Annotated in this window: 25 protein-coding genes; 17 read left to right on the top strand and 8 right to left on the bottom strand. The window is 68.7% G+C overall.

All coding sequences use genetic code 11. The features are described from left to right. Positions 1–35 precede the first annotated feature (35 nt). The 4 genes from PK606_RS03890 to msrQ are packed head-to-tail and all read left to right on the top strand — an operon-like array spanning position 36 to position 5,188. On the top strand, positions 36–2,153 hold the full coding sequence (locus tag PK606_RS03890; RefSeq protein WP_324560916.1) for a cytochrome c biogenesis protein ResB: 2,118 nt from the start codon (positions 36–38) through the stop codon (positions 2,151–2,153). Positions 2,154–2,165: 12 nt separating this feature from the next. Then, positions 2,166–3,515 carry a c-type cytochrome biogenesis protein CcsB gene (ccsB, locus tag PK606_RS03895; RefSeq protein WP_324560918.1) on the top strand — a complete coding sequence of 450 codons (1,350 nt, stop codon included), beginning with the start codon at positions 2,166–2,168 and terminating at the stop codon, positions 3,513–3,515. Positions 3,516–3,564: 49 nt separating this feature from the next. Beyond that, positions 3,565–4,560: a protein-methionine-sulfoxide reductase catalytic subunit MsrP gene (gene msrP / locus PK606_RS03900; protein ID WP_324560920.1), complete on the top strand. Its 996-nt coding sequence runs from the start codon at positions 3,565–3,567 to the stop codon at positions 4,558–4,560. A 22-nt stretch (positions 4,561–4,582) separates the two neighbouring features. Next, positions 4,583–5,188: a protein-methionine-sulfoxide reductase heme-binding subunit MsrQ gene (gene msrQ / locus PK606_RS03905; RefSeq protein ID WP_324560922.1), complete on the top strand. Its 606-nt coding sequence runs from the start codon at positions 4,583–4,585 to the stop codon at positions 5,186–5,188. Between the two features lie 142 nt (positions 5,189–5,330). On the opposite strand, the gene lysA is transcribed toward msrQ, so the two are convergent. From lysA to PK606_RS03920, 3 genes are all read right to left on the bottom strand, one after another. Then, complete coding sequence (gene lysA, locus PK606_RS03910) at positions 5,331–6,623, bottom strand: diaminopimelate decarboxylase (RefSeq protein ID WP_324560924.1); 1,293 nt, start codon at positions 6,621–6,623, stop codon at positions 5,331–5,333. After that, positions 6,620–6,868, bottom strand: coding sequence for an LPS translocon maturation chaperone LptM (gene lptM, locus PK606_RS03915; RefSeq protein ID WP_324560926.1), 249 nt, complete (start codon positions 6,866–6,868; stop codon positions 6,620–6,622). The genes lysA and lptM overlap by 4 nt, the downstream gene beginning before the upstream one ends. A 174-nt stretch (positions 6,869–7,042) precedes the next feature. Beyond that, entirely contained in the window at positions 7,043–9,445 is a 2,403-nt protein-coding gene (locus PK606_RS03920; RefSeq protein WP_324560928.1) for a penicillin-binding protein 1A, read from the bottom strand. Between the two features lie 366 nt (positions 9,446–9,811). Here PK606_RS03920 and PK606_RS03925 point away from each other — a divergent pair, with 366 nt between their 5' ends. The 12 genes from PK606_RS03925 (at position 9,812) to PK606_RS03980 (ending at position 21,757) form a co-directional block, all read left to right on the top strand. Further along, entirely contained in the window at positions 9,812–10,849 is a 1,038-nt protein-coding gene (locus PK606_RS03925) for a pilus assembly protein PilM (protein WP_324561099.1), read from the top strand. Continuing rightward, the gene (locus tag PK606_RS03930) at positions 10,846–11,472 is read left to right on the top strand and encodes a PilN domain-containing protein (RefSeq protein ID WP_324560930.1); all 627 of its coding nucleotides are present in this window, start codon (positions 10,846–10,848) and stop codon (positions 11,470–11,472) included. Before PK606_RS03925 ends, PK606_RS03930 begins: the two co-directional genes overlap by 4 nt. 20 nt (positions 11,473–11,492) lie before the next feature. Next, complete coding sequence (locus tag PK606_RS03935; protein WP_324560932.1) at positions 11,493–12,179, top strand: type IV pilus inner membrane component PilO; 687 nt, start codon at positions 11,493–11,495, stop codon at positions 12,177–12,179. Next, positions 12,179–12,724 (top strand): pilus assembly protein PilP, encoded by a 546-nt coding sequence (locus PK606_RS03940; protein ID WP_502920785.1) that lies wholly within the window; start codon positions 12,179–12,181, stop codon positions 12,722–12,724. Before PK606_RS03935 ends, PK606_RS03940 begins: the two co-directional genes overlap by 1 nt. Next, a complete protein-coding gene (locus tag PK606_RS03945; protein WP_324560935.1) occupies positions 12,721–14,913 on the top strand; it encodes a type IV pilus secretin PilQ in 2,193 nt (730 codons plus the stop codon). The genes PK606_RS03940 and PK606_RS03945 overlap by 4 nt, the downstream gene beginning before the upstream one ends. 43 nt (positions 14,914–14,956) lie before the next feature. Further along, positions 14,957–16,093: a hypothetical protein gene (locus PK606_RS03950; RefSeq protein ID WP_324560937.1), complete on the top strand. Its 1,137-nt coding sequence runs from the start codon at positions 14,957–14,959 to the stop codon at positions 16,091–16,093. Between the two features lie 69 nt (positions 16,094–16,162). Continuing rightward, complete coding sequence (locus PK606_RS03955) at positions 16,163–16,687, top strand: shikimate kinase (protein ID WP_324560939.1); 525 nt, start codon at positions 16,163–16,165, stop codon at positions 16,685–16,687. A gap of 30 nt (positions 16,688–16,717) precedes the next feature. Continuing rightward, complete coding sequence (aroB, locus tag PK606_RS03960) at positions 16,718–17,827, top strand: 3-dehydroquinate synthase (protein ID WP_324560941.1); 1,110 nt, start codon at positions 16,718–16,720, stop codon at positions 17,825–17,827. 28 nt (positions 17,828–17,855) lie between these two features. Further along, a complete protein-coding gene (locus PK606_RS03965; protein WP_324560943.1) occupies positions 17,856–19,019 on the top strand; it encodes a deoxyguanosinetriphosphate triphosphohydrolase in 1,164 nt (387 codons plus the stop codon). Further along, a complete protein-coding gene (locus PK606_RS03970; RefSeq protein WP_324560945.1) occupies positions 19,016–20,206 on the top strand; it encodes an MFS transporter in 1,191 nt (396 codons plus the stop codon). Before PK606_RS03965 ends, PK606_RS03970 begins: the two co-directional genes overlap by 4 nt. Positions 20,207–20,213: 7 nt before the next feature. Continuing rightward, positions 20,214–20,798 carry a DUF1415 domain-containing protein gene (locus PK606_RS03975; protein ID WP_324560947.1) on the top strand — a complete coding sequence of 195 codons (585 nt, stop codon included), beginning with the start codon at positions 20,214–20,216 and terminating at the stop codon, positions 20,796–20,798. Between the two features lie 35 nt (positions 20,799–20,833). Continuing rightward, positions 20,834–21,757, top strand: coding sequence for a class I SAM-dependent methyltransferase (locus PK606_RS03980; RefSeq protein WP_324561101.1), 924 nt, complete (start codon positions 20,834–20,836; stop codon positions 21,755–21,757). Here the strand turns inward: PK606_RS03980 and PK606_RS03985 are convergent. The 5 genes from PK606_RS03985 to hemA all read right to left on the bottom strand — a co-directional run bounded on the left by PK606_RS03985 (position 21,747) and on the right by hemA (position 26,034). Then, positions 21,747–22,103, bottom strand: a complete 357-nt coding sequence (locus tag PK606_RS03985; RefSeq protein ID WP_324560949.1) for a BON domain-containing protein — start codon at positions 22,101–22,103, stop codon at positions 21,747–21,749. The two genes, PK606_RS03980 and PK606_RS03985, sit on opposite strands and share 11 nt — an antisense overlap. 56 nt (positions 22,104–22,159) lie before the next feature. Next, positions 22,160–22,999 carry a peptide chain release factor N(5)-glutamine methyltransferase gene (gene prmC, locus PK606_RS03990; RefSeq protein WP_324560951.1) on the bottom strand — a complete coding sequence of 280 codons (840 nt, stop codon included), beginning with the start codon at positions 22,997–22,999 and terminating at the stop codon, positions 22,160–22,162. A gap of 64 nt (positions 23,000–23,063) precedes the next feature. Beyond that, positions 23,064–23,453: a BON domain-containing protein gene (locus PK606_RS03995; protein ID WP_324560953.1), complete on the bottom strand. Its 390-nt coding sequence runs from the start codon at positions 23,451–23,453 to the stop codon at positions 23,064–23,066. 87 nt (positions 23,454–23,540) lie between these two features. After that, on the bottom strand, positions 23,541–24,623 hold the full coding sequence (gene prfA, locus PK606_RS04000; protein WP_324560955.1) for a peptide chain release factor 1: 1,083 nt from the start codon (positions 24,621–24,623) through the stop codon (positions 23,541–23,543). Between the two features lie 118 nt (positions 24,624–24,741). Beyond that, positions 24,742–26,034 (bottom strand): glutamyl-tRNA reductase, encoded by a 1,293-nt coding sequence (gene hemA, locus PK606_RS04005; protein WP_324560956.1) that lies wholly within the window; start codon positions 26,032–26,034, stop codon positions 24,742–24,744. Positions 26,035–26,116: 82 nt separating this feature from the next. On the opposite strand from hemA, the gene PK606_RS04010 reads away from it, so the two are divergent. Continuing rightward, the coding region (locus PK606_RS04010) for a hypothetical protein (protein ID WP_324560958.1) at positions 26,117–26,298 on the top strand (182 nt) is incomplete at its 3' end.

Consider the following 26,298-nt stretch of genomic DNA (forward strand, 5'->3'; position numbering starts at 1 on the left):
GGCGGCAGGCTTGCGGCGCGCGATTTCAGTTACGCATGAGCGCATCCTTCCATACCCAAGGCTTTGAAGTCCGGCACGGCTCGCGTGCCTGGCGCTCCAGCGTCGAGCTGCTGTCGTCGATGCGCTTTGCCATCGCGCTGCTGACGGTGATCTGCATCGCCTCGGTGATCGGCACCGTCATCAAGCAGCACGAGCCGGCGATCAACTACACCAACCAGTTCGGGCCGTTCTGGGCCGAGCTGTTCCTGGCGCTGAAGCTGAACGCGGTCTACAGCGCCTGGTGGTTCCTGCTGATCCTGGCCTTCCTGGTCATCAGCACCAGCCTGTGCATCCTGCGCAACACGCCCAAGTTCCTGGCCGACATCCGCAACTACAAGGAAAACATCCGCGAGGGCAGCCTCAAGGCCTTCCACCACAAGGCCGAGGCCGGACTGGCGCAGGCGCCGCAGGCCGAGGCCCAGCGCATCGGCCAGATGCTGGCCGGCAGCGGCTGGAAGGTGAAGCTGCAGGAGCGCGACACCGCCGGTGGCAAGGGCTGGATGGTGGCCGCCAAGACCGGTGCCTTCAACAAGATCGGCTACATCGCGGCCCACAGCGCCATCGTGATGATCTGTCTGGGCGGCCTGTTCGATGGTGATCTGTTCGTGCGGGCGCTGACCTGGTTCGGCGGCAAGACGGTGTACTCGGGCGGCGGGCTGGTGTCGGACGTCAAGCCGGAGCACCGGCTGCCGCCCAACAACCCCACCTTCCGCGGCAACCTGGTGGTGACCGAGGGCACGGCATCCTCCACCGCGATCCTGAGCCAGTCCGACGGCGTGCTGCTGCAGGAACTGCCGTTCGCGGTCGAGCTGAAGAAATTCACCGTCGACTACTACCCGACCGGCATGCCCAAGCTGTTCGCCAGCGACATCGTGATCCACGACCGCGAGACCGGCGAGAAACGGGATGCACGCGTCGAGGTCAACCACCCGGCGAGCTACAAGGGGGTGCAGATCTACCAGAGCAGCTTCGACGACGGCGGCTCCAACGTCCGGCTCAAGGCGCTGCCGATCAATGGCGCGGCGCTGCCGTTCGAGGTCGAGGGCACCATCGGCGGCGTCTCGCAGATCACCAACGGCGACCAGCAGCTGACGCTGGAATACACGGCGCTGCGCGTCATCAACGTCGAGAACCTGGCGGGCTCCGAGCGCGGCGGCGGCGCCGATGTGCGCCGGGTGGATCTGGGCAACACGCTGGCGCAGCGCCTGGGCGCGGCCGACAAGACCGTGAGCGAGCGCACCCTGCGCAACGTCGGCCCCAGCATCACCTACAAGCTGCGCGACACCGCCGGCCAGGCGCGCGAGTTCCACAACTACATGCTGCCGGTCGACATGGGCGACGGCGCGCCGGTGTTCCTGCTGGGCGTGCGCGACACCCAGGCCGAGCCGTTCCGCTACCTGCGCGTGCCGGCCGACGAGGAAAGCTCGATGGAGGGCTTCGTGCGCCTGCGTGCGGCGCTGCAGGATCCGGCCCAGCGCCAGCGCGCGGTGGCGCGCTACGTCGCCCAGGCGGTCGAGGCCGGGCGTCCGGAGCTGGCCGATCAGTTGACGCTGTCGGCCTCGCGTGCGCTGGATCTGTTTGCCGGCGCCGAGCCGGTGAGCGGCAAGACCGTGGCCGGCCTGCAGGCGATCGCCGACTTCATGGAGGTGGCGGTGCCCGAGGGCGACCGCGAACGCGCCGGCGAGATGCTGCTGCGCATCCTTAACGGCACGCTGTTCGAGCTGAGTTCGGTGGCGCGCGAGTCGCAGGGCAAGCCGCCGCTGGTCGAGGGTGAGGCCGCCAGCCGCTACATGACGCAGGCGGTGCTGGCGCTGTCCGACGTCAGCCTGTACCCGGCGCCGGTGACCTTCCAGCTGCAGGATTTCAAGCACGTGCAGGCCAGCGTGTTCCAGGTCGCGCGCGCGCCGGGCCAGAACGTGGTTTACTTGGGCTGTCTGCTGCTGATCCTGGGCGTTTTTGCCATGCTCTACGTGCGCGAGCGGCGCTTGTGGGTCTGGCTGGCACCCGACGGCGATGGGGCCAAGGCCATGATGGCCTTGTCAAGCAACCGCAAGACCCTGGACGCCGACCGCGAGTTCGCGCAGTTGCGTCAGAAATTGTTGAATCTCACCTGATGGAGTTCGCCGATGAACACCACCGTGCTGGCCAGTAATGGCACGCTGACTCTCAACGAAGGCTACTTCGCCCGCCGCGACTGGGGCGACTGGCTGTTCGCGCTGCTGGCCGTCGTCGGCGCGCTGTTCGCGTTCCAGCAGTACCACGGCGCCATGGACGTGTACGAGAAGTCGATCCTGGTCGGCGCTGTGCCGATGGTGATCTGGCTCGGCTGGTTCTGGCGCCCGCTGCGCAACCTGATGCTGGTGGTGGCGGCGCTGGCGCTGCTGGCCATCTACAGCTACCAGGGTGAGGCCGGCGCCGACCTGCGGCGCGGCGACAGCGTGTTCTGGCTGAAGTACTTCCTGTCGAGCCAGTCGGCCATCCTGTGGATGTGCGTGATCTTCTTCATGAGCACGGTGTTCTACTGGGGCGGCATGTTCATCCGCGGCCAGCAGGACGCGCTCGAAGGCCTGGGCAGCAAGCTGGTCTGGGTGGCGGTGACGCTGGCGCTGGTCGGCACCATGGTGCGCTGGTACGAAAGCCACCAGATCGGTCCCGGCATCGGCCACATCCCGGTCAGCAACCTGTACGAAGTGTTCGTCATGTTCTGCTGGATGACGGCGCTGTTCTACCTCTACTACGAGGCGCAGTACAAGACCCGCGCCATGGGCGCCTTCGTGATGCTGGTGGTCAGCGCCGCCGTGGGCTTTCTGCTGTGGTACACGCTGGTGCGCGAGGCGCACGAGATCCAGCCGCTGATTCCGGCGCTGCAGAGCTGGTGGATGAAGCTGCACGTGCCGACCAACTTCATCGGCTACGGCACCTTCGCGCTGGCGGCCATGCTGGGCTTCGCCTACCTGGTCAAGCAGCAGGCCGAGGAGCGGCGCTGGCACAAGCTGGCACCGCTGTGGATCTTCGGCATCGCGCTGTGCTTCGTGCCGATCGCCTTCCGCCAGCGCGGCATTGACGAGGCCGGTGGCACCTACTGGTTCGTCTATTCGCTGATCGCGGCGCTGATCGTCGGCGGCATCTTGCTCGGCCGCAAGCGCATTGCGGAGCGCCTGCCCAGCCTGGAAGTGCTCGACGACGTGATGTACAAGTCGATCGCGGTCGGCTTCGCTTTCTTCACCATTGCCACGGTGCTCGGCGCCCTGTGGGCGGCCGAGGCCTGGGGCGGCTACTGGAGCTGGGATCCGAAGGAAACCTGGGCCCTGATCGTCTGGCTGAACTACGCCGCCTGGCTGCACATGCGGCTGATGAAGGGGCTGCGCGGCACCGTCGCCTCCTGGTGGGCACTGGCCGGGCTGGCGGTGACCACCTTCGCCTTCATCGGCGTCAACATGTTCCTGTCGGGGCTGCACAGCTACGGTTCGCTGTAACGCGTCCGGGCATGATGCCGGCATCCGCCGGAGCAGGAAAGGAACCATCATGCTGATCCGCAGCGATCGCCGCGGTTTCACTCATCGGCTGACGAGCGAAATCACGCCGCGTGGCGTCTACGAGAACCGGCGCCAATGGCTGCAGGGTCTGGCGGCCGGCGCTGCGGGCGCTGCCATGGCCGGCTGGCCCGCACGCGATGCGCAGGCGCAGACGGCGCGCCCGGGCAAGCTGCCGCCGTTGCCGGGATCGCTGTCCAAGGTGGCCGGCGCGGTGACGATGGAAAAGCTCACCGGCTACGCCGACGTCAGCAGCTACAACAACTTCTACGAGTTCGGCACCGACAAGGACGATCCGGCGCGCCATGCGGCGCAGATGAAGACCAGCCCGTGGACGGTGGAGATCGAGGGCTTGGTCAATAAGCCGGGCCGCTACGCCATCGAGGACCTGCTCAAGCTCAGCCCCATGGAAGAGCGCGTCTACCGCCTGCGCTGCGTCGAGGCCTGGTCGATGGTGATCCCCTGGGTCGGCTACTCGCTGTCGGAACTGATCAGGCGGGTGGAACCCCAGGGCAGCGCCAGATACATCGAGTTCGTCACGCTGGCCGACCGCGAGCAGATGCCTGGCGTGCGCTCGCGCGTGATCGACTGGCCCTACACCGAGGGGCTGCGCATGGACGAGGCCATGCACCCGCTGACGCTGCTGGCCTTCGGCATGTACGGTGAAGTGCTGCCGAACCAGAACGGCGCACCGGTACGGGTCGTCGTGCCGTGGAAGTACGGCTTCAAGTCCGCCAAGTCGATCGTGAAGATCCGCTTCGTCGAGCAGGAGCCGCGCACGGCCTGGAACAAGGCCGCCGCCAACGAGTACGGCTTTTACTCCAACGTCAATCCGGATGTCCGGCATCCACGCTGGAGCCAGGCGACCGAGCGCCGCATCGGCGAGGATGGCCTGTTCGACAAGAAGCGCAAGACGCTGCTGTTCAACGGCTACGAAGTGCAGGTCGGGCAGCTTTACGCGGGCATGGACCTGCGCAAGAACTACTGAGCCGCCGGCTGTCAAGTCATACGTGCGTTCGCTGCTGCTCCACCCGCTGGCCAAGCCGCTGGTCTTCCTGCTCTGCCTGCTGCCGCTGGCCTGGCTGGTGTTCGGCGCTGCCACCGACCAGTTGGGCGCCAACCCGGCCGAGGCGCTGACGCGCGGCCTGGGCGACTGGGCGCTGCGCATGCTGTGCCTGACGCTGGCGGTGACGCCGCTGCGCCTGCGCACCCGCACGCCGCAGCTGGCGCGCTTTCGGCGCATGTTCGGGCTGTTCGTGTTCTTCTACGCCTGCCTGCACATGCTGGCTTACGGCTGGCTCGACAAGGGTTTCGACGTCATCGAGATCAGCCGCGATATCCTCGAGCGGCCGTTCATCCTGGATGGCTTCACCACCTGGCTGCTGCTGCTGCCGCTGGCGCTGACCTCGAGCAACCGCGCCGTGCGGGCGCTGGGCGGACGCGCCTGGCGGTCACTGCACCGGCTCATCTACCTGATCGCGCCGCTGGCGCTGCTGCACTTCTTCTCTATGCGCAGCGGCAAGAACGACTACGCGGAGGTGGCGATGTACGCCGTCGTCATCGGTGTGCTGCTGCTGGAGCGGCTGCTGCGCTACTTCGAGCCGAAGCAGGCCTGATACCGATTCGCGTTCAACATCCAGGAGTCCGTTCGCACCGAGCCTGTCGAAGTGCGGGGTCGGGACCGGGCTTCGACAAGTTCGGCCCGGACGCCTCATGCTTACTGAACGCGATTTCGCATGACGCGCCGGCGGTGGCTGATCAGACTGATTCCGCGCGCCACAAGTCCGGCAGCGTTTCACGCTGCCGGATCACGCGGGCGCTGGTGCCGTCGACCAGCAGTTCGGCGGCACGCGGACGGGTGTTGTAGTTGCTCGCCATGCTCATGCAGTAGGCGCCGGCTGACAGCACGGCCAGCAACTCGCCCTGCCGCACCGCCAGCGCACGGTCGCGGCCCAGCCAGTCACCGCTTTCGCACACCGGGCCGACCACGTCGTAGGTCGTGGTGACGGCATCCGCCGCCGCTTCCGCCAGCGGCACGATGCGGTGGAAAGCCTCGTACAGCGCCGGCCGCGGCAGGTCGTTCATGGCGGCGTCGACGATGCAGAAGTTCTTCTGCTCGCCGGGCTTGAGGAACAGCACCTCGGTCAGGCAGATGCCGGCATTGCCGACCAGCGAGCGGCCGGGCTCGATCAAAATCCTGCGCTTGCCGAAGCCGCGCGCGTCCATCTTCGCCAGCAGCTGCTGCCACAGCAGGTCGGCGGCCGGCGGCGTGTCGCCGTTGTAGTCGATGCCCAGGCCGCCACCGAAGTCGATGTGCTGGATCGGGATGCCGGCGGCTTCGATGGCGGTGACCAGATCGAGCACGCGGTCCATGGCTTCCAGGTAGGGCGTGGACTCGGTGATCTGGGAGCCGATGTGGCAGTCGATGCCGGTCACGCGCAAGCCGGGCAGGGTGGCGGCGTGGCGGTAGGCGGCCAGCGCCTGTTCGTGCGCGATGCCGAACTTGTTGCCCTTCAGGCCGGTGGAGATGTAGGGGTGCGTGCGGGCGTCGACGTTGGGGTTGACACGGATGCTGATCGGCGCCACGTGGCCGCCGGCGGTAGCCACCTCGCTCAGCACGTCGAGTTCGGCCTGGCTCTCGATGTTGAAGCAGCCGACGCCGACCTCGAGCGCGCAACGCATCTCGGCACGCGTCTTGCCGACGCCGGAAAAGACTATTTTTCCGGGCTCGGCGCCGACGGCCAGCGCGCGTTCCAGTTCGCCCGCCGAGACGATGTCGAAGCCGCAGCCGGCTTCGGCCAACAGCTTGAGGATGGCCAGCGACGAGTTGGCCTTCATGGCGTAGCAGACCAGCGCCTGGCGGCCAGCCAGGCCGCGCTGGTAGGCGGCCAGCGCGGCCAGGATGGCAGCTTTCGAATAGACGAACAACGGCGTGCCGTGCTGGCGCGCCAGTTCGGCCAGCGGCAGCTGTTCGAGCATCAGCTGGCCGTCCTGGTAGTGCAGGAAGGGCGCGCCGGGCAGCGGCGCCGGCGTCGACGGGCTTGGGTTCATTGGATGTCGGGCAGGTTCGGTAGCGCGGGTGGAGGCGGTGCCGGCGGCGCGGTCCTGCTCGCGGGCTCCGCGGCGCTGCCGCTGCCCGTGCCGAAAACCGTTTGCGGCAGGGTGGCGCGCTGGGCCGCGGCCGGTGTGTTGGGCAGGTACAGGGCCCCCTTCTGGCCGCAGGCGCCGAGCGCGGCGGCCAGCATCAGCGCCGGGATGCTGAACGGAATGCGGCGGCGCCGTGGCAGAAAAGGCATGGGCGGAATTGTAATGACCGCCCATGGATTCGGTGGTGCAGCAGCAGGGCGGATGGGCAATTGTTCAAGTGCCGGTCGCAAGGTGCCCGCGCGCCGAGCGTGGCGGCGGGCGCCACGCTCGCTTCGGCTCGAACGCCGGCTCAGACTTGCATCGCTGGGCGCGTGCGGGCGATCTCAGTTCTTGAACAGATCGAGAATGCGGTTGCGCTCCTCCGATGGCGCCGGCACGTTGCCGGCTTCGGGCATGGCCGGTTCCGGCTCCCGCGGGGCCAGTCCGGCGCCGCCCAGGTTGCTGATGCCGCCGCCGCGCGCGTATTCCTCGTAATACCAGTCGCCGCCCACCTTCACCACGCCTTCGGGCGGCTTGGCCTCGGCCACCGGCACGCCCTTGAGCGCGCTCTGCATGAAGTTAATCCAGATCGGCAGGCTCAGGCCACCGCCGGTCTCGCGCGCGCCCAGGTTGCGCGGCGTGTCGTAGCCCATCCAGACCACGGCCACCAGGCTCGGCTGGTAGCCGGCGAACCAGGCGTCCATCGAATCGTTGGTGGTGCCGGTCTTGCCGGCGATGTCCGAGCGCTTGAGCGTGGCCTGGGCGCGCGAGGCCGTGCCGCTGCGCGTCACGTCCTGCAGCATGGCGTTCATGATGAAGGCGTTCCGCGCGTCGATGGCGCGGTTGGCCTCGGTCGGCACCGACGGCTGGCTCTCGACCAGGATCCTGCCGGTGTGGTCGGTGATGCGGGTGATGAGGAAGGGGTTGACGCGGTAGCCACCGTTGGCGAACACCGCGAAGCCGCTGGCCAGCTGCATCGGCGTCACCGAGCCGGCGCCCAGCGCCATGGTCAGGTAGGGCGGGTGCTTGTCGGTGTCGAAGCCGAAGCGCGTCACCCATTCCTGGCCGAACTGCGGCGTGATGGTCTGCAGCACGCGGATCGAGATCATGTTGCGCGAGCGCGCCAGGCCGCGCTTCATGGTCATCGGCCCCTCGAAGCCGCCCTCGTAGTTCTTCGGCTCCCAGGGCTGGCCGCCGGTGACGCTGGAGTCGAAGAACAGCGGCGTGTCGTTGATCATGGTGGTGGGCGAGAAGCCCTTTTCCAGCGCGGCCGAATAGATGAAGGGCTTGAAGCTGGAGCCCGGCTGGCGCCACGCCTGGGTGACGTGGTTGAACTTGTTCTTGTCGAAGTCGAAGCCGCCGACCAGCGCCTTGACCGCGCCGTTGCGCGGATCGAGCGCCACCAGCGCGCCCTCGACTTCGGGCAACTGCGTGGTTTCCCAGTTGCCGCGCGCGTTCTGGACCACGCGGATCACGGCGCCGGGGCGGATCCTGATGCCCGGCGCCGCCTTGGCCGACAGGCCCGACTGCGTCGCGCGCAGGTCGTTGCCGTTGATCTCGATGCGCTCGCCGCCCTGGCGCATGGCGGTCACGCGCCGCGCGCTGGCTTCGAGCACGATGGCCGGCAGCATGTCGCCGACGTTCGGCCGGTCGGCCAGCGCGTCGTCGACGGCTTCCTCGAGCAGCTTCGGGTCCTTCGGCAGCTCGACGAACTTCTCCGGGCCGCGGTAGGCCTGGCGGCGCTCGTAGTCGAGGATGCCGCGCCGCAGGGCCTCGTAGGCGGCGTCCTGGTCCTCGCTGTTGATCGAGGTGTAGACATTCAGGCCGCGGCTGTAGGTTTCCTCGCCGTACTGCGCGAACACCATCTGGCGCACGGTTTCGGCCACGTACTCGGCATGCACGCGCTTGCCGTCGCGCGGCGGCCGGATCTGCAGCTCCTGCTGCTTGGCCTCGGCGGCCTGCTCGGCAGTGATGAAGTTGTTCTCCAGCATGCGGTCGATGATGTGCAGCTGGCGTTCCCGCGCGCGCGCGAAGTTGGCGATCGGGTTGGCGGTGGAGGGGAATTTGGGGATGCCGGCCAGCATCGCCGCCTCGGCCACGGTGAGATCCTGCAGTGGCTTGCCGAAGTAGGTGTCGGCGGCGGCGGCGAAGCCGTAGGCGCGGTTGCCGAGGAAGATCTGGTTCATGTAGATCTCCAGGATCTGGTCCTTGCTCAGCAGGTGTTCCAGCTTGAAGGTCAGCAGCACCTCGTAGATCTTGCGCGTGTAGGTCTTCTCGGACGACAGGTAGACGTTGCGCGCCACCTGCATGGTGATGGTGGACGCCCCCTGCGCCTTCTCGCGCCCCAGGTTGGCCAGCGCCGCGCGCGCCACGCCGACGTAGTCGACGCCGCCGTGCTCGTAGAAGCGCGCGTCCTCGATCGCCAGCACCGCGTCCTTCATCACCTTGGGCACCTGGTTGATCGGCGTCAGGTTGCGGCGCTCGTCGCCGAACTCGGCCATCAGCGTGCCTTCCGAGGTGTAGACGCGCAGCGGCAGCTTGGGCCGGTAGTTGGACAGCTGCGACACGTCGGGCAGGTTCGGGTAGGCGATCGCCAGCGCCATCAGCCCGGCCATGCCGACGCACAGCACGGCGGCCAGCGCCAGCCCGGCGGTCCAGCCCACCAGCTTGGTGAGCCAGCTCAACCAGCCACCACTCGACTTGGCGGGGACTTGGCGCTTGGGGGATTGGGAACGTTCAGTGGCCATGGAAGAAGCTCAGCGGCCGGCCGCCAGGCGGCGGGCCGGCGTACCGGCCCACGGGTTGCGTCTGCGTGACGATGGGTCGCATCCTAGCTTGGAAACGGTCGACACGGCGTGCTGGTCGACCGCAGTATGGCTGGACGCGGTGGATGGCAAACGGCGGCTTGGTGTAATCAAATGTGGGTGACGTTAGTTTTTGGTAACAGCCGTTCTTCGAGTCTGCGCGTGTTTCCTTGTTCCGGTGCTGGCGATGCTGCTAGCATCGCGGCAACAAGAACAACAAATTCACGGAATCGAAGAAAATTTTTACAACAATGACGACAGGGAGTTGACTTGGTACTGGGTTCGTGGTTCAGCCGTCAGTCGGCGCCGATGCTGGGGCTGGACGTCAGCGCTGGCGGCGCCAGGCTGGTCGAGTTGAGTCAGGATCGTGCCGGTCATCTGGTTCTCGAGCGCTGCGGCATGGAGCCGCTGGAGCGCGACTGGATCATCGACGGCAACATCGAGAAGTTCGACGAGGTGGTCGATGCCACCCGGCGCCTGATCCGCCGGACCGGCACCCGTGCCTCGAGCGTCGCCATGGCCTTGCCGGCCTCGGAGGTCATCAGCAAGCGGGTGATTTTACCTGCCGGCCTGAGCGAGCGCGAGATGGAATTCCAGGTCGAAGCCGAGGCCAGTCAGTACCTGTCGTTCCCGCCCGATGACGTCAGCCTCGACTTCTGCGTCATCGGCCCCAGCCGCACGTCGCCGGGCGATGTCGAGGTGCTGATCGCGGCCTCGCGCAAGGAGAAGGTCGAGGATCGGCAGGGCCTGGCCGAAGCCGTCGGCCTGACGCCGGCGATTCTGGACGTCGACTCCTACGCGTCGCGCCTGGCGGTCGCACGCCTAATCGAGCGGCTGCCGGGCAGTGCCGACGGCGCGCTGGTCGCGCTGGTGGAGCTGGGGCTGACGACCTCGAACCTGCAGGTTTCGCGCAATGATGATCTGCTGTTCGAGCGCGATTTCCCGTTCGGCACCGGGCAGCTGACGCAGATGCTGGCGGACCATTACGGCCTGAGCTTCGAGCAGGCGCGGGCCAGGCGACGCACCGATGAGCTGCCGCAGGATCACGTCGAGGCGGTGCTGCTGCCCTACATGGACGATCTGGCGTCGCAGATCGAGCGCGCGCTGCGCTTCTTCTTCACCAGCACCTCGTACCAGCGCGTCGACCGCATCATGCTGGCGGGCGAGGTGGTCGGGCTGGATGGCCTGGCCGAACTCGTGACGCAGCGCAACGGCATGCCGTGCGAGATCGCCAACCCCTTCGAGGGCATGCAGATGGGGCGCCACCTGCGCCACCAGCAGGCGCTGCACGAGGCGCCGGCCTACCTGGCTGCCTGCGGGTTGGCGCTGCGGAGGTTCGTGCGGTGATCCTGATCAACCTGCTGCCGCACCGCGAGCTGGCACGCCAGCGCGCGCGCCAGCTGTTCAGGGTGGCGCTCGGCCTGTCGGTGCTGGTCGGCGCCCTGATCGCGGGTGCGATCTACATCTTCCAGCAGCAGGAGATCGACGGGCAGCGCGAGCGCAATGCGCTGCTGGCGGGCGAGATCAAGCAGTTCGAGCAGCAGATCAAGGAAGTCGCGACGCTGCAGGAGGAGATCGCCGCCCTGAAGGCGCGCCAGGAGGCGGTGGAGAACCTGCAGGCCGACCGCAACCTGCCGGTGCACCTGCTCAACGAGGTGGTGCGCCAGTTGCCGGACGGCATGGTGATGCGCAGCCTGAAACAGGACAACCAGGCCGTGGTGCTGACGGGCGCGGCCCAGTCCAACGAGCGCGTGTCCGAGCTGCTGCGCAACCTGTCGCGGCATGGCGACCGGGTCACCAGGCCCGAGCTGGTCGAGATCGTGGCGGCTAACCTGGCCCTGAGCCCGAAGGAGCAGCGCCGCGTCCACAACTTCGTGGTGCGGGCGCAGTTGCAGCGCAGCGCCGACGCGCAGCCGGTGGCCACACCAGCGGGTACCGCCAGCGCTGAACGTGCAACGCTGCAGCGCTGAAGGCCGCGACGGGTATCCCCATGGCACGCCAGACTTCCGCCAACGCCGCTCCGATCGCGCCGCGCCGCCCGTTTGGCGCGCAGTTCCGTAACCTCGAGCTGCGCCAGGCCTGGGCCTGGCCGACGCTGCCGCGCCAGCTGCTGCTGCTGCTGGTGACGGCGCTGGTGGTCGGGTTGCTGTGGGTAGTCTGGCTGCGCCACCTGAACGACGAACTGGATGCCGCACGCCAGCGCGAGGTCACGCTGCGCGCGGACTACCGGGCCAAGCTGCAGAAGGCGGTCAGCCTGGAAGAGCTCAAGAAGCAGCGCGTCGAGGTGCTGCACTACGTCAACCTGCTGGAGAAGCAGTTGCCCAGCAAGGCCGAGATGGACGCGCTGCTGTCGGACATCAACCAAGCGGGCCTGGGCCGCAGCCTGCAGTTCGAGCTGTTCCGGCCGGGCCAGATCGCCATCAGGGACTATTACGCCGAGCTGCCGATCGCCCTGAAGGTCACCGGGCGCTACCACGATCTCGGCGCCTTCACCGCCGACGTCGCCAACCTGTCGCGCATCGTCACGCTCAACAACCTGTCGATCACGCCCAGCACCGACAAGGACAAGAGCGGCATGCTGTCGCTGGAGGCCACGGCCAAGACCTTCCGCTACCTGGACGCCGACGAGGTCGCGGCCCAGCGGGCGGCGGAAAAAAAGGCAAAGGCCAAGAAATGATGCTGCGCGCCGCTGCCGCCGGGTTCCTGTTCGCGCTGGTCGGGCTGGGATTGGCTGGCTGCATGCCGGCGCACGAGGATCTGCGCCAATGGATGGCCGAGCAGCGGCGCCAGATGGTGCCCAAGGTGACGCCGGTCGAGGCGCCGAGCCGCTACATCCCGCTGCACTATTCGCAGGCCGCGGCGGCCGATCCGTTCGGCCCCGAGCGCCTGACGCAGGCCCTGCGCCGTGATTCGGGGCCGATCAGCGCCGGTGCCGCGCTGATTGCGCCGGAGCTGATCCGGCGCCGCGAGCCGCTCGAGGCCTACCCGCTGGACGCGATGACGCTGGTGGGCAGCATGGAACGCGGCGGCCAGCGCGTGGCGCTGGTGCGGGTCAACGAGCTGCTCTACCAGGTGCGTGCCGGCAACTACCTGGGCCAGAACTACGGCCGGGTGACGGCGATCACCGAAGGTGAGGTCGCCTTGCGCGAGATCGTGCAGGACGCCGCCAGCGATTGGGTCGAGCGCAAGGCGGTGTTGCAGTTGCAGGAGAAAACAAGATGAGAAACTGGTTCGGCAACGGGAGGGTGGCCTGGCGCGCCGTGGTTGTGGCCCTGCTGGCGCAGGGCCTGGCGTCAGCGGTGTGGGCGCAGGCGCGCATCGAATCGCTCAGCGGTTCGGTGCAGGGCGGTGCCGAAATGGTGCGCATCGAGCTGTCCGAGCCGCTGACTGCGGTGCCGACCGGTTTCATGGTGCAGTCGCCGGCGCGCATCGCGCTCGACTTCCCCGGCGTCAGCTCGGGACTGGCCAAGCCGGTGGTCGAACTGAACCAGGGCAACCTGCTGGGCGCCAACGTGGTGCAGGCCAGCGACCGCACCCGCGTGGTGCTGAACCTGAAGCAGGCCACCGGCTACCGCGCAGAACTGCAGGGCCGCTCGCTGCTGGTCACGCTCGAGCCGGTGGCGGTGGCGACGCAGGTGCCCAGCGCGCTGGCGCCGGCGCCGGCCGACAGCCGTGCGGGCGGCGCCCTGCCGCTGAAGGACATCGACTTCCGCCGCGGTGTCGAGAACACCGGCCGCGTCATCGTCGACCTGGCCAGCAACCAGACCGGGGTCGACATCCGCCAGCAGGGCCAGAACCTGGTGGTCGAGTTCCTCGGCACCAGCCTGCCCGAAGGGCTGCGCAGGCGCCTCGACGTGAGCGACTTCGGCACTCCGGTGCAGACCATCACCACGGTGCAGTCGGGCGACCGGGTGCGCATGGTGATCGAGCCCCGGGGCCCGTGGGAGCACAGCGCCTACCAGAGCGACAACCAGCTGGTGGTCGAGGTGCGCCAGCAGCGCAGCAACCCGGACAAGCTGACCAAGGGGCCTGGCTACAGCGGCGAGAAGCTGTCGCTGAACTTCCAGAACATCGACGTGCGTTCGCTGCTGCAGGTGATCGCCGATTTCACCAACTTCAACATCGTCACCTCCGACAGCGTGCAGGGCAGCCTGACCCTGCGGCTGAAGGACGTGCCCTGGGACCAGGCGCTGGACATCATCCTGCACGCCAAGGATCTGGGCATGAAGCGGGTCGGCAACGTGCTGCAGATCGCGCCCAAGGAGGAGATCGCTGCCAAGGAAAAGGCTGAGCTGGAGGCGCAGGCGGCGATCCGCGACCTGGAGGCGGTGCGCACGCAGTCGTTCCAGCTCAGCTACGCCAAGGCGCCCGAGATCGCGGCGCAGCTGACCGGCGAATCGATCGGTGGCGCGCAAGGCATGGGCATGGGCCGGTCCGGCGACCGCACCCGGCTGCTGAGCGCGCGCGGCTCGGTCATCGCCGAACCCCGCACCAACCAGCTGTTCGTCTCGGACATCCCCTCGCGCCTGGCGCAGGTGCAGGAGATGATCGCCAAGCTTGACGTGCCGGTGCGTCAGGTGCTGATCGAGGCGCGCATCGTCGAGGCGACGGACACCTTCGGCAAGTCGCTGGGCGTCAAGCTGGGTGGTGCAGACCTGCGCGGTGTGCGCGGGGGGGATGCCGGCTACCGGGTCGGCGGCAACAACCGCGTGGCCTTCGGTGGCACCTACGACGCCATCACGCGCACCACGCGCGAGGGGCCGTACCCCTATCTCGACGAGACGCGCATCAACAACCATGACCTGCTGAGCTCGCAGATCATCAACCTGCCCGCGCTGGCGCTGAAGGGCGCGGCGCCGGCCAACTTCGCAATCTCGCTCTTCAACTCCGCCGCCAACCGCTTCCTCAATCTGGAGATCTCGGCACTGGAGGCCGACGGCAAGGGCCGGGTGGTGTCCAGCCCGCGCGTCGTGACCGCCGACCAGACCAAGGCGCTGATCGAGCAGGGCACCGAGTTCGCCTACCAGCAGGCCACCTCCAGCGGCGCCACGGCGGTGGCATTCCGCAAGGCGGTGCTGAAGCTGGAAGTCACGCCGCAGATCACGCCCGAGGGCAACATCATCCTGGACCTGGACGTCAACAAGGACAGTCCGGGCGGCCTGGTGGCCGGCGCCATGTCGATCAACACCAAGCGCGTGCGTACGCAGGTGCTGGTGGAGAACGGTGGCACCGTGGTGATCGGCGGCATCTTCGAGCTGACCGAGACCGAAAGCGAGAACAAGGTGCCGCTGCTCGGCGACATCCCGGTGGTCGGCAACCTGTTCAAGCAGCGCACCCGGCAGGCCGACAAACAGGAGATGCTGGTCTTCATCACGCCGAAGACCATTTCCGACTATGGGTCCGTGCGCTGAGGTGCGGATTGAAACGAACCAGAACGTCTTATTCGGAGGCTGTATGCGCAAACTGATCGGGCTGCTGGGAGTCGTGCTGACACTGCTGCTGTCGTCGTGCGGCGGCGGTGGCGGCTATGCGGGGGATACCGGGCCAACGAATGAGTTGAGGATGTCGCCGCTGCTCGACTCGGCAGCGCTTCCGGTGGGGTACTTCACCGATCTGGCGGTGATCTCGCAGGGTGTCCAACCCTACTACGTCATGTCGTCGGATGCTTCCGTCCGTGCTGATCTGCTGGATGACGGCACCTTGCGCGTTTGGGCGTTGTCGCCCGGACAGTCCCAGGTGTCGGTGCAGGATTCAAGTGTCAGCCAGCGGACCATCAAGCTGACGGTCGAATCGCAGACCACGGCACTGATCAGTTCGGTCGGTTCGGCCATCAACCTGATGCCGAATCAGTCAAAGATGTTCACGATCGCGGGCGGAGTAGGCCCCTACGCCGTGCTCAGCAGTGACGATGCAGTGGCCACCGTAGCCGGTGCTGCAGGTTCCTACGTCGTGACTGGCCATTTGCCGGGCACGGCCAATCTGCAAGTCACCGATGCTTTTGGTCAGGCCTACACCATCAACGTGAGCGTGAACGTCAGCACGCTGGTCGTCGCGCCGACACAAGGCAGCGGCGTCGTCGGTTCGCAACTGACATTCGGCATAGCGGGTGGCGTCGCGCCTTATGCGGTGAGTGTGAGCAATCCCTCGGTTGCTAATGCAGCACTGTCGGCCAGTACGGTGAAAGTGGGTTTGCTGCTGCCCGGGGAAACCCAGGTCGCTGTCCGTGACAGCATCGGCACGACGGTGCTGTTCGGCGTCACGGTGACTGCATCCAAGCTGGCGATCAACCCCGAAACGCGCACCCTGAGCGAGACCGCGGGCGGCGGCAACATTACCTATGCACTGTCCGGTGATGCGCCGCCGTTCCGCGTGTCGGTCGGCAGTGCCGACAGAGCTTTCGTGACTGGCGCCAGCGTGTCGGCCGACAATGCGCTGATGACGGCCACGCTGGGCTCCAACCTGTGCATCACGGGCGGTGACCGGACGATCCAGATGCTGGTGATCGATGCGCAGGGCACGTCGGCAGTCGCCACGCTGGTGATCAAGGACCAGGGCAAGAACAAGGACGATATCGAGATCCCGTGTCCGTGATGCGGATCCAATCGGGACAGTGACTCAAGCCAGCCCGCGCGGCTGGCTTTTTTCATCAACAATCGCGCCATGCACATCATTCTGGTTGGCCTGCCCGGCTGCGGAAAATCGACCGTGGGCCGACAGCTGGGCCGGCGTGTCGGCCTGCCGTTCATCGACTCGGACGCGGTGATTGAGGGGCGTGCCGGCATGCCGATACGCACCTTCTTCGACGAGTTCGGCGAGGACGCTTTTCGCGATCTGGAAGAGCGCGTGCTGGACGAGCTGACGCTCGGCGCGCGCGGCGTGCTGGCTACCGGTGGCGGCTCGGTCCTGCGCCAAGCGACGCGCGAGCGCCTGCACGCGCGTGGCACGGTGGTCTACCTGCACGCCAGCCCCGACAAGCTGATCGGGCGCCTGCGCCGCGACACCAAGCGCCCGCTGCTGCAGGTGGCCGATCCGTACAAGCGCCTGCAGGCGCTGTACCACGAGCGCGATCCGCTGTATCGCGAGGTGGCGCATTACGTCATCGACGTGCAGAGCACATCCTTGTCGATGCTGGTCAACCGGGTGCTGATGCAGCTCGAGCTGCAACCGGCGCGCGACCGCGGCTGAGCGCGTGCGCCAGCCCCTACACTTGCCGGCATGAACGGTTCTTCTTCCGCCCAGCAGGTGCACATCGCGCTCGGCGAGCGCAGCTACGACATCGCCATCGGCGCCGGCCTGCTCGATGATCCAGCCTCGTTCGACGCCGCGCGCGCCGGCACGCAGGCGCTGATCGTCACCGACGCCACCGTCGGTCCGCTGTACGCCGAACGGCTGGCGCGCGTGCTGGCGCGGCGCCACCCGCAGGTGCGTCAGCTGGCGCTGCCGGATGGCGAGCAGCACAAGAGCTGGGAATCGCTCAACTTGGTTTTCGATGAACTGCTCGGCAGCGGCGCCGACCGCAAGACCACGCTGTATGCGCTGGGCGGCGGCGTGGTGGGCGACATGACCGGCTTTGCCGCCGCCTGCTACATGCGCGGCGTGCCCTTCGTGCAGGTGCCGACCACGCTGCTGGCGCAGGTCGATTCGTCGGTCGGCGGCAAGACCGCCATCAACCACCCGCTCGGCAAGAACATGATCGGCGCGTTCTACCAGCCGCTGGCGGTGGTGTGCGACCTCGACGTGCTGAAGACGCTGCCGCCGCGCGAGCTGTCGGCCGGCCTGGCCGAGGTGATCAAGTACGGCCCGATTGCCGACATGGACTTCCTGGACTGGATCGAGACCCACGTCGACGCGCTGCGCGCCTGCGATCCGGCTGCGCTGGCGCAGGCGGTGAAGCGCAGCTGCGAGATCAAGGCCGAGGTGGTGGGCCAGGACGAGCGCGAGTCGGGGCTGCGCGCGATCCTCAACTTCGGCCACACCTTCGGCCATGCGATCGAGGCCGGCATGGGCTACGGCGCCTGGCTGCACGGCGAGGCGGTGGGCGCCGGCATGGTGATGGCGGCCGAGCTGTCGCGCGAACTGGGGCTGGTGGACGCCGGCTTCGTGCAGCGGCTGACGGCGCTGATCGAGCGCGCCGGCCTGCCGACGCGCGGCCCGGTGCTGGACGCGCAGGACAACGCCGGCCGCTACCTGCAGCTGATGCGCATCGACAAGAAGGCCGAGGGCGGCGAGATCCGCTTCGTGCTCATTGACGGACCGGGTCGCGCGGTCGTGCGTGCGGTGCCGGATGCGCTGGTGCGCCAGGTGATCGACCGCTGCTGCGCCTGAGCCGTCAGCGGGGCGTTTATCACGGCTCATGAACCAGGGCGAGGCAATGCAGGTGACGGCAACGCTGGCTCCCTACGCCAGCGACCCGGCCCATTCGCGCGGCCGGCGCCACCCGGCCTCGCCGGCGCCGACGCGCAACGCCTTCCAGCGTGACCGCGACCGCATCGTTCACTCGACTGCGTTCCGGCGCCTGGTCTACAAGACGCAGGTGTTCCTCAACCACGAGGGCGACCTGTTCCGCACGCGCCTGACGCATTCGCTCGAGGTGGCGCAGCTGGCGCGCTCGATCGCGCGTTCGCTCGGGCTGCACGAGGACCTGACCGAGGCGATCGCGCTGGCGCACGACCTGGGCCACACGCCGTTCGGCCATGCCGGGCAGGATGCGCTGCACGAATGCATGGCGGCGCACGGCGGCTTCGAGCACAACCTGCAGAGCCTGCGCGTGGTCGACGAGCTGGAGCACCGCTATCCGCACCACGACGGGCTGAACCTGAGCTTCGAGACGCGCGAGGGCATCCTCAAGCATTGCTCGGCCGCCAACGCGCGCCGGCTGGAGGCTGCCGAACCGGACGGCGTGGCGCGGCGCTTTCTCGACGGCACGCAGCCGAGCCTGGAGGCGCAGCTGGCCAACCTCGCCGACGAGATCGCCTACAACGCTCACGACATCGACGACGGCGTGCGTTCGGGCCTGCTGCGGCTGGAGCAGGTGGCCGAGGTGCCGCTGTTCGCCGGCTTTCTGGCGGCCGTGCAGCGCGACCATCCGGGGCTGCAGGGCCGGCGGGTGCTGTACGAGTCGATCCGCCGCATGCTGTCGGCGCAGGTCTACGACGTCATCGACGCCACCGGCGCGGCGCTGCACCAGGCTGGGCCGGGCAGTGCCGACGCTGCGCGCATGGCCGGGCCGCTGGTGCGCTTTGGCGACGACATGCGGCAGCGTTCGCTGCAGCTCAAGCGCTTCCTGTTTGCCAACCTGTACCGCCATCCGCAGGTGATCGAGACCACCACGCAGGCGCAGCAGGTGGTGCGCGAACTGTTTGCCGCCTACCTGGCGCAGCCGGGTGAGCTGCGCCCCAGCTTCGCCGCGCGCGCCGACCGCGAGCGCGCCGTGGCTGACTACATCGCCGGCATGACCGACCGCTTCGCCCTGCGCGAGCACGAGCGGCTGACCGGGCGCCGGTTGCTGGCGACATGAACCTGCGCAGTGAAACCGGGGCCGCCTGGGTCGTGATCCTGGCCGGGGTCTGCGCCGCGCTGCACGTGGCCAAGCTGCCGCCGGCGATCCCGGCGCTGCAACAGGCGCTCGGCATCACGCTGGTGCAGGCCGGATTCCTGCTGTCGCTGGTGCAGCTGGCCGGCATGAGCCTGGGCGTGATGGCCGGTCTGACGGCCGACGGCGTCGGCCTGCGGCGCAGCATGATGGCGGGCCTGTGGCTGCTGTTTGCCGCCAGCCTGGCCGGCGGCTGGGCGCGCGAGATCGGCACCCTGCTGGTGCTGCGCGCGCTGGAGGGCGTGGGTTTCCTGATGGTCACGGTGGCGGCGCCCAGCCTGGTGCGGCGCACCGTGGCGCCATCGAAGCTGACGCGCATGCTGGGTTTCTGGGGCGCCTTCATGCCGTTCGGCACCGCTATGGCCCTGCTGTTCGGTCCGGCGGTCATCGCCGGTGCCGGCTGGCCGGGCTGGTGGTGGCTGATCGCGCTGCTGACGGCGGCGATGGCGCTCTGGGTGCGGGCGCGCGTGCCGGCCGATCCGCCGCACGCGGGGCCGGTGATCGCGGTCAGCGACTGGCGTCGGCGCCTGACGCAGACGCTGGGCTCGGCGGGGCCCTGGCTGGGCGCGCTGGTCTTCAGCGTGTATTCGGCCCAGTGGCTGGCGGTGATCGGCTTCCTGCCGGCGCTGTACGCCGAATCCGGCTGGGGCGGCGCTTTGAGCGCGGTGCTGACGGCGCTGGTGGCGGCCGCCAACATCATCGGCAACGTCGCGGCCGGGCGGCTGCTGTCGCACGGCGTGGCGCCGCAGCGCCTGCTGTGGCTGGGTTTCGGCACCATGGCGCTGGGTACGCTGCTGGGCTTTGCCAGCTTCACCGAGCAAAGCCCGGTGCTGCGCTACCTGGGCGTTATCGTGTTCTCGGCCGTCGGCGGACTGATTCCGGGCAGCCTGTTCGGCCTGGCGCCTCGGCTGGCGCCGAGCGAGCGCACCGTCGCCACCACCGTGGGCTGGTTCACGCAGTGGTCGGCGGTAGGGCAGATGAGCGGCCCGCCGCTGGTGGCCTGGGTCGCCAGCCGCAGCGGGACCTGGCAGTGGACCTGGGTGGTGCTGGGCACCTGCAGCCTGCTGGGCGCGCTGCTGGCCTGGCGGCTGGGCCGGCGCCTGGCGGTCTAATACGGCCATGAACACCACCGACACCGTCATCGCCGACACCCGCCGCTGGCTGGAGCGCGCGGTGATCGGGCTCAACCTGTGCCCGTTCGCCAAGGCGCCGCACGTGAAGGGCCAGATCCATTACGCGGTCTGCGACAGCGACGATCCGCAGGATCTGCTGGCGCTGCTGCGTGCCGAACTTCAGGCGCTGGCCGCGGTCGAGCCGACCGAACGAGAAACCACGCTGCTGATGGCGCCGCGCATGCTGGCGGATTTTCTCGACTTCAACGACTTGCTTGATCGGGCCGATGCCGTGCTGGCAGAGCTCGAGCTCGAGGGCGTGCTGCAGATCGCGCCGTTCCATCCGCGTTTCCAGTTCGCCGGCACGGCGGACGACGACATCACCAACGCCAGCAACCGGTCACCGTACCCGACCCTGCACCTGATCCGCGAGGCCAGCATCGACCGCGCGGTGGATGCCTTTCCCGAGGCCGAGACGATCTACGAGGCCAACATGGCGACGCTGGAGCAGCTGGGCCACGCCGGCTGGGCGGCGCTGGACGTGGGGCCGAGTGGGGGCGACGGCGTGACCGGCGAGGAGCCGGCGCCATGAGCCGCGCACGTGGCAAACCCGTTTCTCGCGCTTCGATGTCGGCAGCGACTCCGACGCATACGGCAGGCGGGAAGCCGCCGGCTGGCGCCGCGGACCCGGTGCTGGCCGAGCTGCGCCCCGGCCAGTCGATCGAGCTGCTGAAGGAACTGCACATCCTCACCCGCGACGGCCGGCTGAACCAGGATTCGCGTCGCAAGCTCAAGCAGGTCGGGCACCTGCTGCAGTTCATCACCCCGATCCTGGACGAACTGAGCCCGGCTGGCGCCGAGCCGACGCTGGCCGACCACGGTGCCGGCAAGTCCTACCTGGGCTTCATGCTGTACGACGGCTGGTTCAAGGGGCACGGCAGCGGCTGGGTTCACGGCATCGAGACCCGGCCCGAGCTGGTGCAGCGCTCGCGGGCGCTGGCCGAACGCCTGGGTTTCGAGCGCATGCGCTTCCACGAGCTGAGCGCCGCCGATGCCGCGCACGACGCGGCGCTGCCGGCCGTCATCGACGTGGTCACGGCACTGCACGCCTGCGACTCCGCCACTGACGATGCGATCGCCTTCGGCCTGGCGAAGCAGGTGCAGGCGATGGTGCTGGTGCCGTGCTGCCAGGCCGAACTGGCGGCGCGCCTGCGGCAGTCGAAGGCGCTGCAGTTGTCGCGCACGCCGTTGGCCGAACTGTGGCGCCACCCGCTGCACACGCGCGAAATGGGTAGCCAGCTCACCAACGTGCTGCGCTGCCTCTATCTCGAGTCGCAGGGTTACGCCGTCACGGTGACCGAACTGGTCGGCTGGGAGCACAGCCTGAAAAACGAACTGATCATCGCCCGCTTCACCGGCCACCGAAAGCGCAGCGCCGGCGAGCGGCTGCGCGCTCTGCTGGGCGAGTTCGGACTGCTGTCGCTGCTGCCGCTGCGCTATCCGGCGCTGGACGTCGATCCCGCGCCGGACCCGGCCGCGGTCAGTTCATGACCATGTTGTTGACCACGCGGCGCACGCCCCAGACGCCCTTGGCGATGCGCAGCGCCAGGTCGCGTCCGGCCGGGCCGTTGGCGGGCGTGCCGTTGATGACGATCACGCCGTCACCCTGCGAGTGCACGTACAGGCCTTGTGCGCCTACGCGCGGGTCAGCGCGCAAGGCGGCCATCACCCGATCCTCCAGGTTCTGCTCCTGTGCCTGGCGCGCGGCCTCGCGGTTCGACATCGGACCCTCGCGCGGCGCGTCCCAGCCATAGCCGCCACCCGCGCAGCCGGCCAGCACCATGAGACCGGTTGCCAGCGCGGGCAGGGTGAGCGAACGAAGGTGGATTCGGATCATGTCGGGGCTCCTTTGCACGATGGCTCGATACTAGCCCTAACGCACCCGGGCGCTTGTCAGCCGACGCCGCCAGTTGCAGGCCAGCAGCCGCCCGTGCAGCGTTCGATGCCAGCCAGGTCGCGCCGTGACTGGATTTGCGTGCAACCGGCCACGGTCAGCAGCCCGTGGACCGTGGTGGCCTGGTCCCAGCCGTGCTCCAGCAGCAGCCAGCCGCCCCGTGCCAGATGTGCGGGTGCGCTGGTGATGATGCGGCGGATATCGCGCAACCCATCGGCGCCGCTGGCCAGGGCCTGGCGTGGCTCGTGGCGCAGCGCCGCCAGGTGCGGATCGGCCTCGGCGATGTAGGGCGGATTGCTGACGATGACATCGAAGCGTTCGCCAGCCACCGGCGCGAACCAGTCGCCGTGGCGCAACTCGACGGCCAGACCCAGGCGCCGGGCGTTGGCGTCGGCGACGGCCAGCGCATCGGTGCTGGCATCCACCGCTAGCACTGATGCCCGCGGCCGCTGCTGTGCGATCGCCAGCGCGATGGCGCCGCTGCCGGTGCCCAGGTCGAGCACGCGGCTGGCTTGATCGCTTGGCAGCAGTTCCAGCGCCCAGTCGACCAGGGTTTCGGTGTCGTCGCGCGGGTCGAGCACGCGGGCATCGATCTGCAGTTCGAGGCCGTGGAAGGCCTTGCTGCCGATCAGGTAGGCGATCGGCTCGCCAGCCAGGCGGCGCGTCGTCAGCGCGCGCAGGCGCTGGCCCGCCTCCGGCGGCAAGGGCTCGCGGTCGTGTGCCAGCAGCCAGGCGCGTGCGTGACTGGGTCGGTCGAGCGCGTGCAGCAGCAGCATCTGCGCTTCGAGGCGCGGCAGGCCGCGCGCCTGCACCTGCGCCAAGGCCTCGGCCAGGGTCATGCTGACGATGGGCGGCTGATGCGGCTGGCGTCGGGCGGATGTCGATCGGACCGTGCGCGGGCGCTCACGGCGCGCTCATCCGGTCGACCACGTCGCGCACGCCCAACACCTGGCGCGTGGTCTGGATCGCCAGCGACCGGTCGGCGGCGCTGGCCAGCGTGCCGCCGAGGATGATGACGCCGCCTTCGTAGCCGTCGACCGTGAGCCGGGCATCGCTCAAGCCGGGTTGCGCCGCCAGCGCCGCACGCACGCGCTCGGCCAGTCGCTGCGAGCCGGCGGTGGTGCCGGCCTCGACGTGCGCCGGGATCGCCTCCAGGTTCGGCAGGCGGATGTCCGGCAGCGGGATCTCGCGCGGTGTCGCGCCCCAGGGCGTGCCGCCCTGGCAGCCCGCCAGCAGCGCGGCGGCAGCGGCCAGCAGCAGGGCGCGCGAGGTCTTGGTGGTCAGCTTGTGCATGGGCGAATTCCTTGCTCGGGTTCGGTGCCGGGCCGCTGCCGCATCATAGCCAGCGCCCGCCCGGCGCGCTTTCAACGTTCCCGGAGGTCAGGCGTTGACTTCCAGCTCGGCCATCATCTCGGACTGGCGCTCGGCCTGCAGGGCCTCGACCACCTCGTGCAGATCGCCTTCCATCGCCTGCGCCAGCTTGTACAGCGTCAGGTTGATGCGGTGGTCGGTCAGGCGCCCCTGCGGGAAGTTGTAGGTGCGGATGCGGTCCGAGCGGTCGCCCGAGCCGATCAGGCCCTTGCGCGTGGCGGCTTCCTTGCTGGCGCGTTCGCTGCGCTCCTTGTCCTGCAGCCGCGCCTGCAGCACCTGCAGCGCCTTGGCCTTGTTGGCGTGCTGGCTGCGCCCGTCCTGGCACTCGGCGACGATGCCGGTGGGCAGGTGCACCACGCGCACCGCCGAGTCGGTCTTGTTGATGTGCTGGCCGCCGGCGCCGCTGGCGCGGAAGGTGTCGATGCGCAGATCGGCCGGGTTCAGCGTGATCGCCTCCGCCGCATCGGGCTCGGGCATCACGGCGACGGTGGCGGCGCTGGTGTGGATGCGGCCCTGGGTCTCGGTCACCGGCACGCGCTGCACCCGGTGGCCGCCGGATTCGTAGCGCAGCTTGCCATACACGTCCTCACCCTCGATGCGCAGCACCAGCTCCTTGTAGCCACCCAGCTCGGCCGGCGATTCGCTCATCACCTCGACGCGCCAGCCTTGGCTTTGCGCGTAGCGTGTGTACATGCGGGCCAGGTCGCCCGCGAACAGGGCCGATTCGTCGCCGCCGGTGCCCGCGCGGATCTCGATGAAGGCGTTGCGCGCGTCATCCGGGTCCTTGGGCAACAGCATGCGCTGCAGTTCGGCCTCCAGCTCGGTCAGCTCTGCTTCGCAGGCGGTGATTTCCTCCTCGGCCATGGCGGCCATGTCGGCGTCGTCCAGCAGTTCCTGCGCCGCCTGCAGGTCGCGCTCGCGCTGGCGGTAGCGCGCCCAGCGCTCGGCGATGGCGCCGACCTCGGTGTGTTCGCGCGACAGCTGCATGAACTGCGTCATGTCGGCCATGATGTCGGGTCGCGAGAGCAGGAAGTCGAGCTCGCCCAGGCGGTCGGTGTAGCGGTCGAGTTGCCGGCGGAGGAAGTCTTTCATGGGCGGGATGAGGGGGGCGGGGCACCAGCGCTGGCGCGGTCGGCCTGAGGGCCACGGATGCGGCACGGGTGACGCCGTGCCCGGGCTGCGCGACGCTGCCCGTGGTCTGCCAGCGCAGCTAAGGCCGGGAGCCGGGGCTGGTCCGCGCGCCGCGCAGGAACAGGCGCTCGATCGCCTGCGTGGTGCGCTGGCGGTGCTCGGGGTCGGCGGTGTGCAGCTCGGCCATGGCGCCGTGCAGCATCTTCTGCGTCAGCCCGCGCGACAGCGCTTCCAGCACCGCCTCGACGTCCTCGCCCCGGGCCAGGCGACGGCGCGCACGGAGCAGTTCCAGCGCGCGCCATTCGTCGGCCTGCGAGTGGAGCTGCTGGATCAGCGGCACCACGCCGGTGACCGGGTCGCGCTGGTCCAGCCAGTGCAGGAAGCTCTGCACGCCGGCGTCGATGATGACCTCGGCCTGCTCCACCGCGGCCTGGCGGTTGGCGTGGCCGGTCTGCACCACCTGGGCCAGGTCGTCCACCGTGTACAGGTAGACGTCGTTGAGCTGCCGCACTTCCGGCTCGATGTCGCGCGGCACCGCCAGGTCGACCATGAAGATCGGGCGGTGGCGGCGTTTTTTCAGTGCGCGCTCGACCGCGCCGAGGCCGATGATGGGCAGCGTGCTGGCGGTGCAGCTGACCACGGCGTCGAACTCGTGCAGGCGTGCCGGCAGATCGGCCAGGCGCATGACTTCGCCGCCGAACTGGGTGGCGAGCTTCTCGCCGCGCTCCAGCGTGCGGTTGGCGATGGCGATGGTGGCCGGGTCCCTGGCGGCGAAATGCGTGGCGGCCAGCTCGATCATCTCGCCGGCGCCGACGAACAGCACCTTGATCTGGCTCAGGTCCTCGAACAGGTTGCCGGCCAGCCGCACCGCCGCGGCCGCCATGCTGATCGAATGGGCGCCGATCTCGGTCGACGAGCGCACCTGCTTGGCGACCGCGAAGCTGCGCTGGAACAGCTGGTTCAGCGTGCGGCCGAGCGCGCCGGCATCCTCGGCGGCGCGCACCGCGCTCTTCATCTGGCCCAGGATCTGCGGCTCGCCCAGCACCATCGAGTCGAGCCCGCTGGCGACGCGGAAGGCGTGGCGCGCGGCCTGGCCGTCCTGCAGCACGTAGGTGTGCTCGCGCAGCGCGTCGGCCGGCACGTGGCCGGCCTGGGCCAGCCAGTCCAGCGTGTGGTCGATCTGCGGCTTGTCGGAGGCGCAGTACACCTCGGTCCGGTTGCAGGTCGACAGGATGGCGGCCTCGGGGTGACGCGCGTGCGACTGGCGCAAACCGTGCAGCGCCGGCGCGATCTGATCCAGCGCGAACGCGAACCGGCCGCGCAGATCAAGCGGCGCGGTGTGGTGGTTCAGTCCGAGAGCCCAGACGGTCATGGGCGTCGATTATAAAATTGACCGCTGGCTCGTGTCTCATGATGAGATATGAACTTGACTCGTATCAAGAACGGCGCGCGCGGTGGACCTTGTCGATCTGATCTGGCACCTGGCCGGCTTCGTGGCGCCGGCGCTGTTCCTGGCCGTCGGACTCGCGCTGGGGGCGCGCCTGTTCTGGCGCAGCGGCACGCCGGCGCTGGCACGGCAGATCGGGCTCAACTTCGCGGTCGGACTCGGCGTGCTGATGCTGGGCCTGGCCCTGAC

The sequence above is a fragment of the Ottowia sp. genome, assembly GCF_035444425.1.
GTDB lineage: Bacteria > Pseudomonadota > Gammaproteobacteria > Burkholderiales > Burkholderiaceae_C > Ottowia.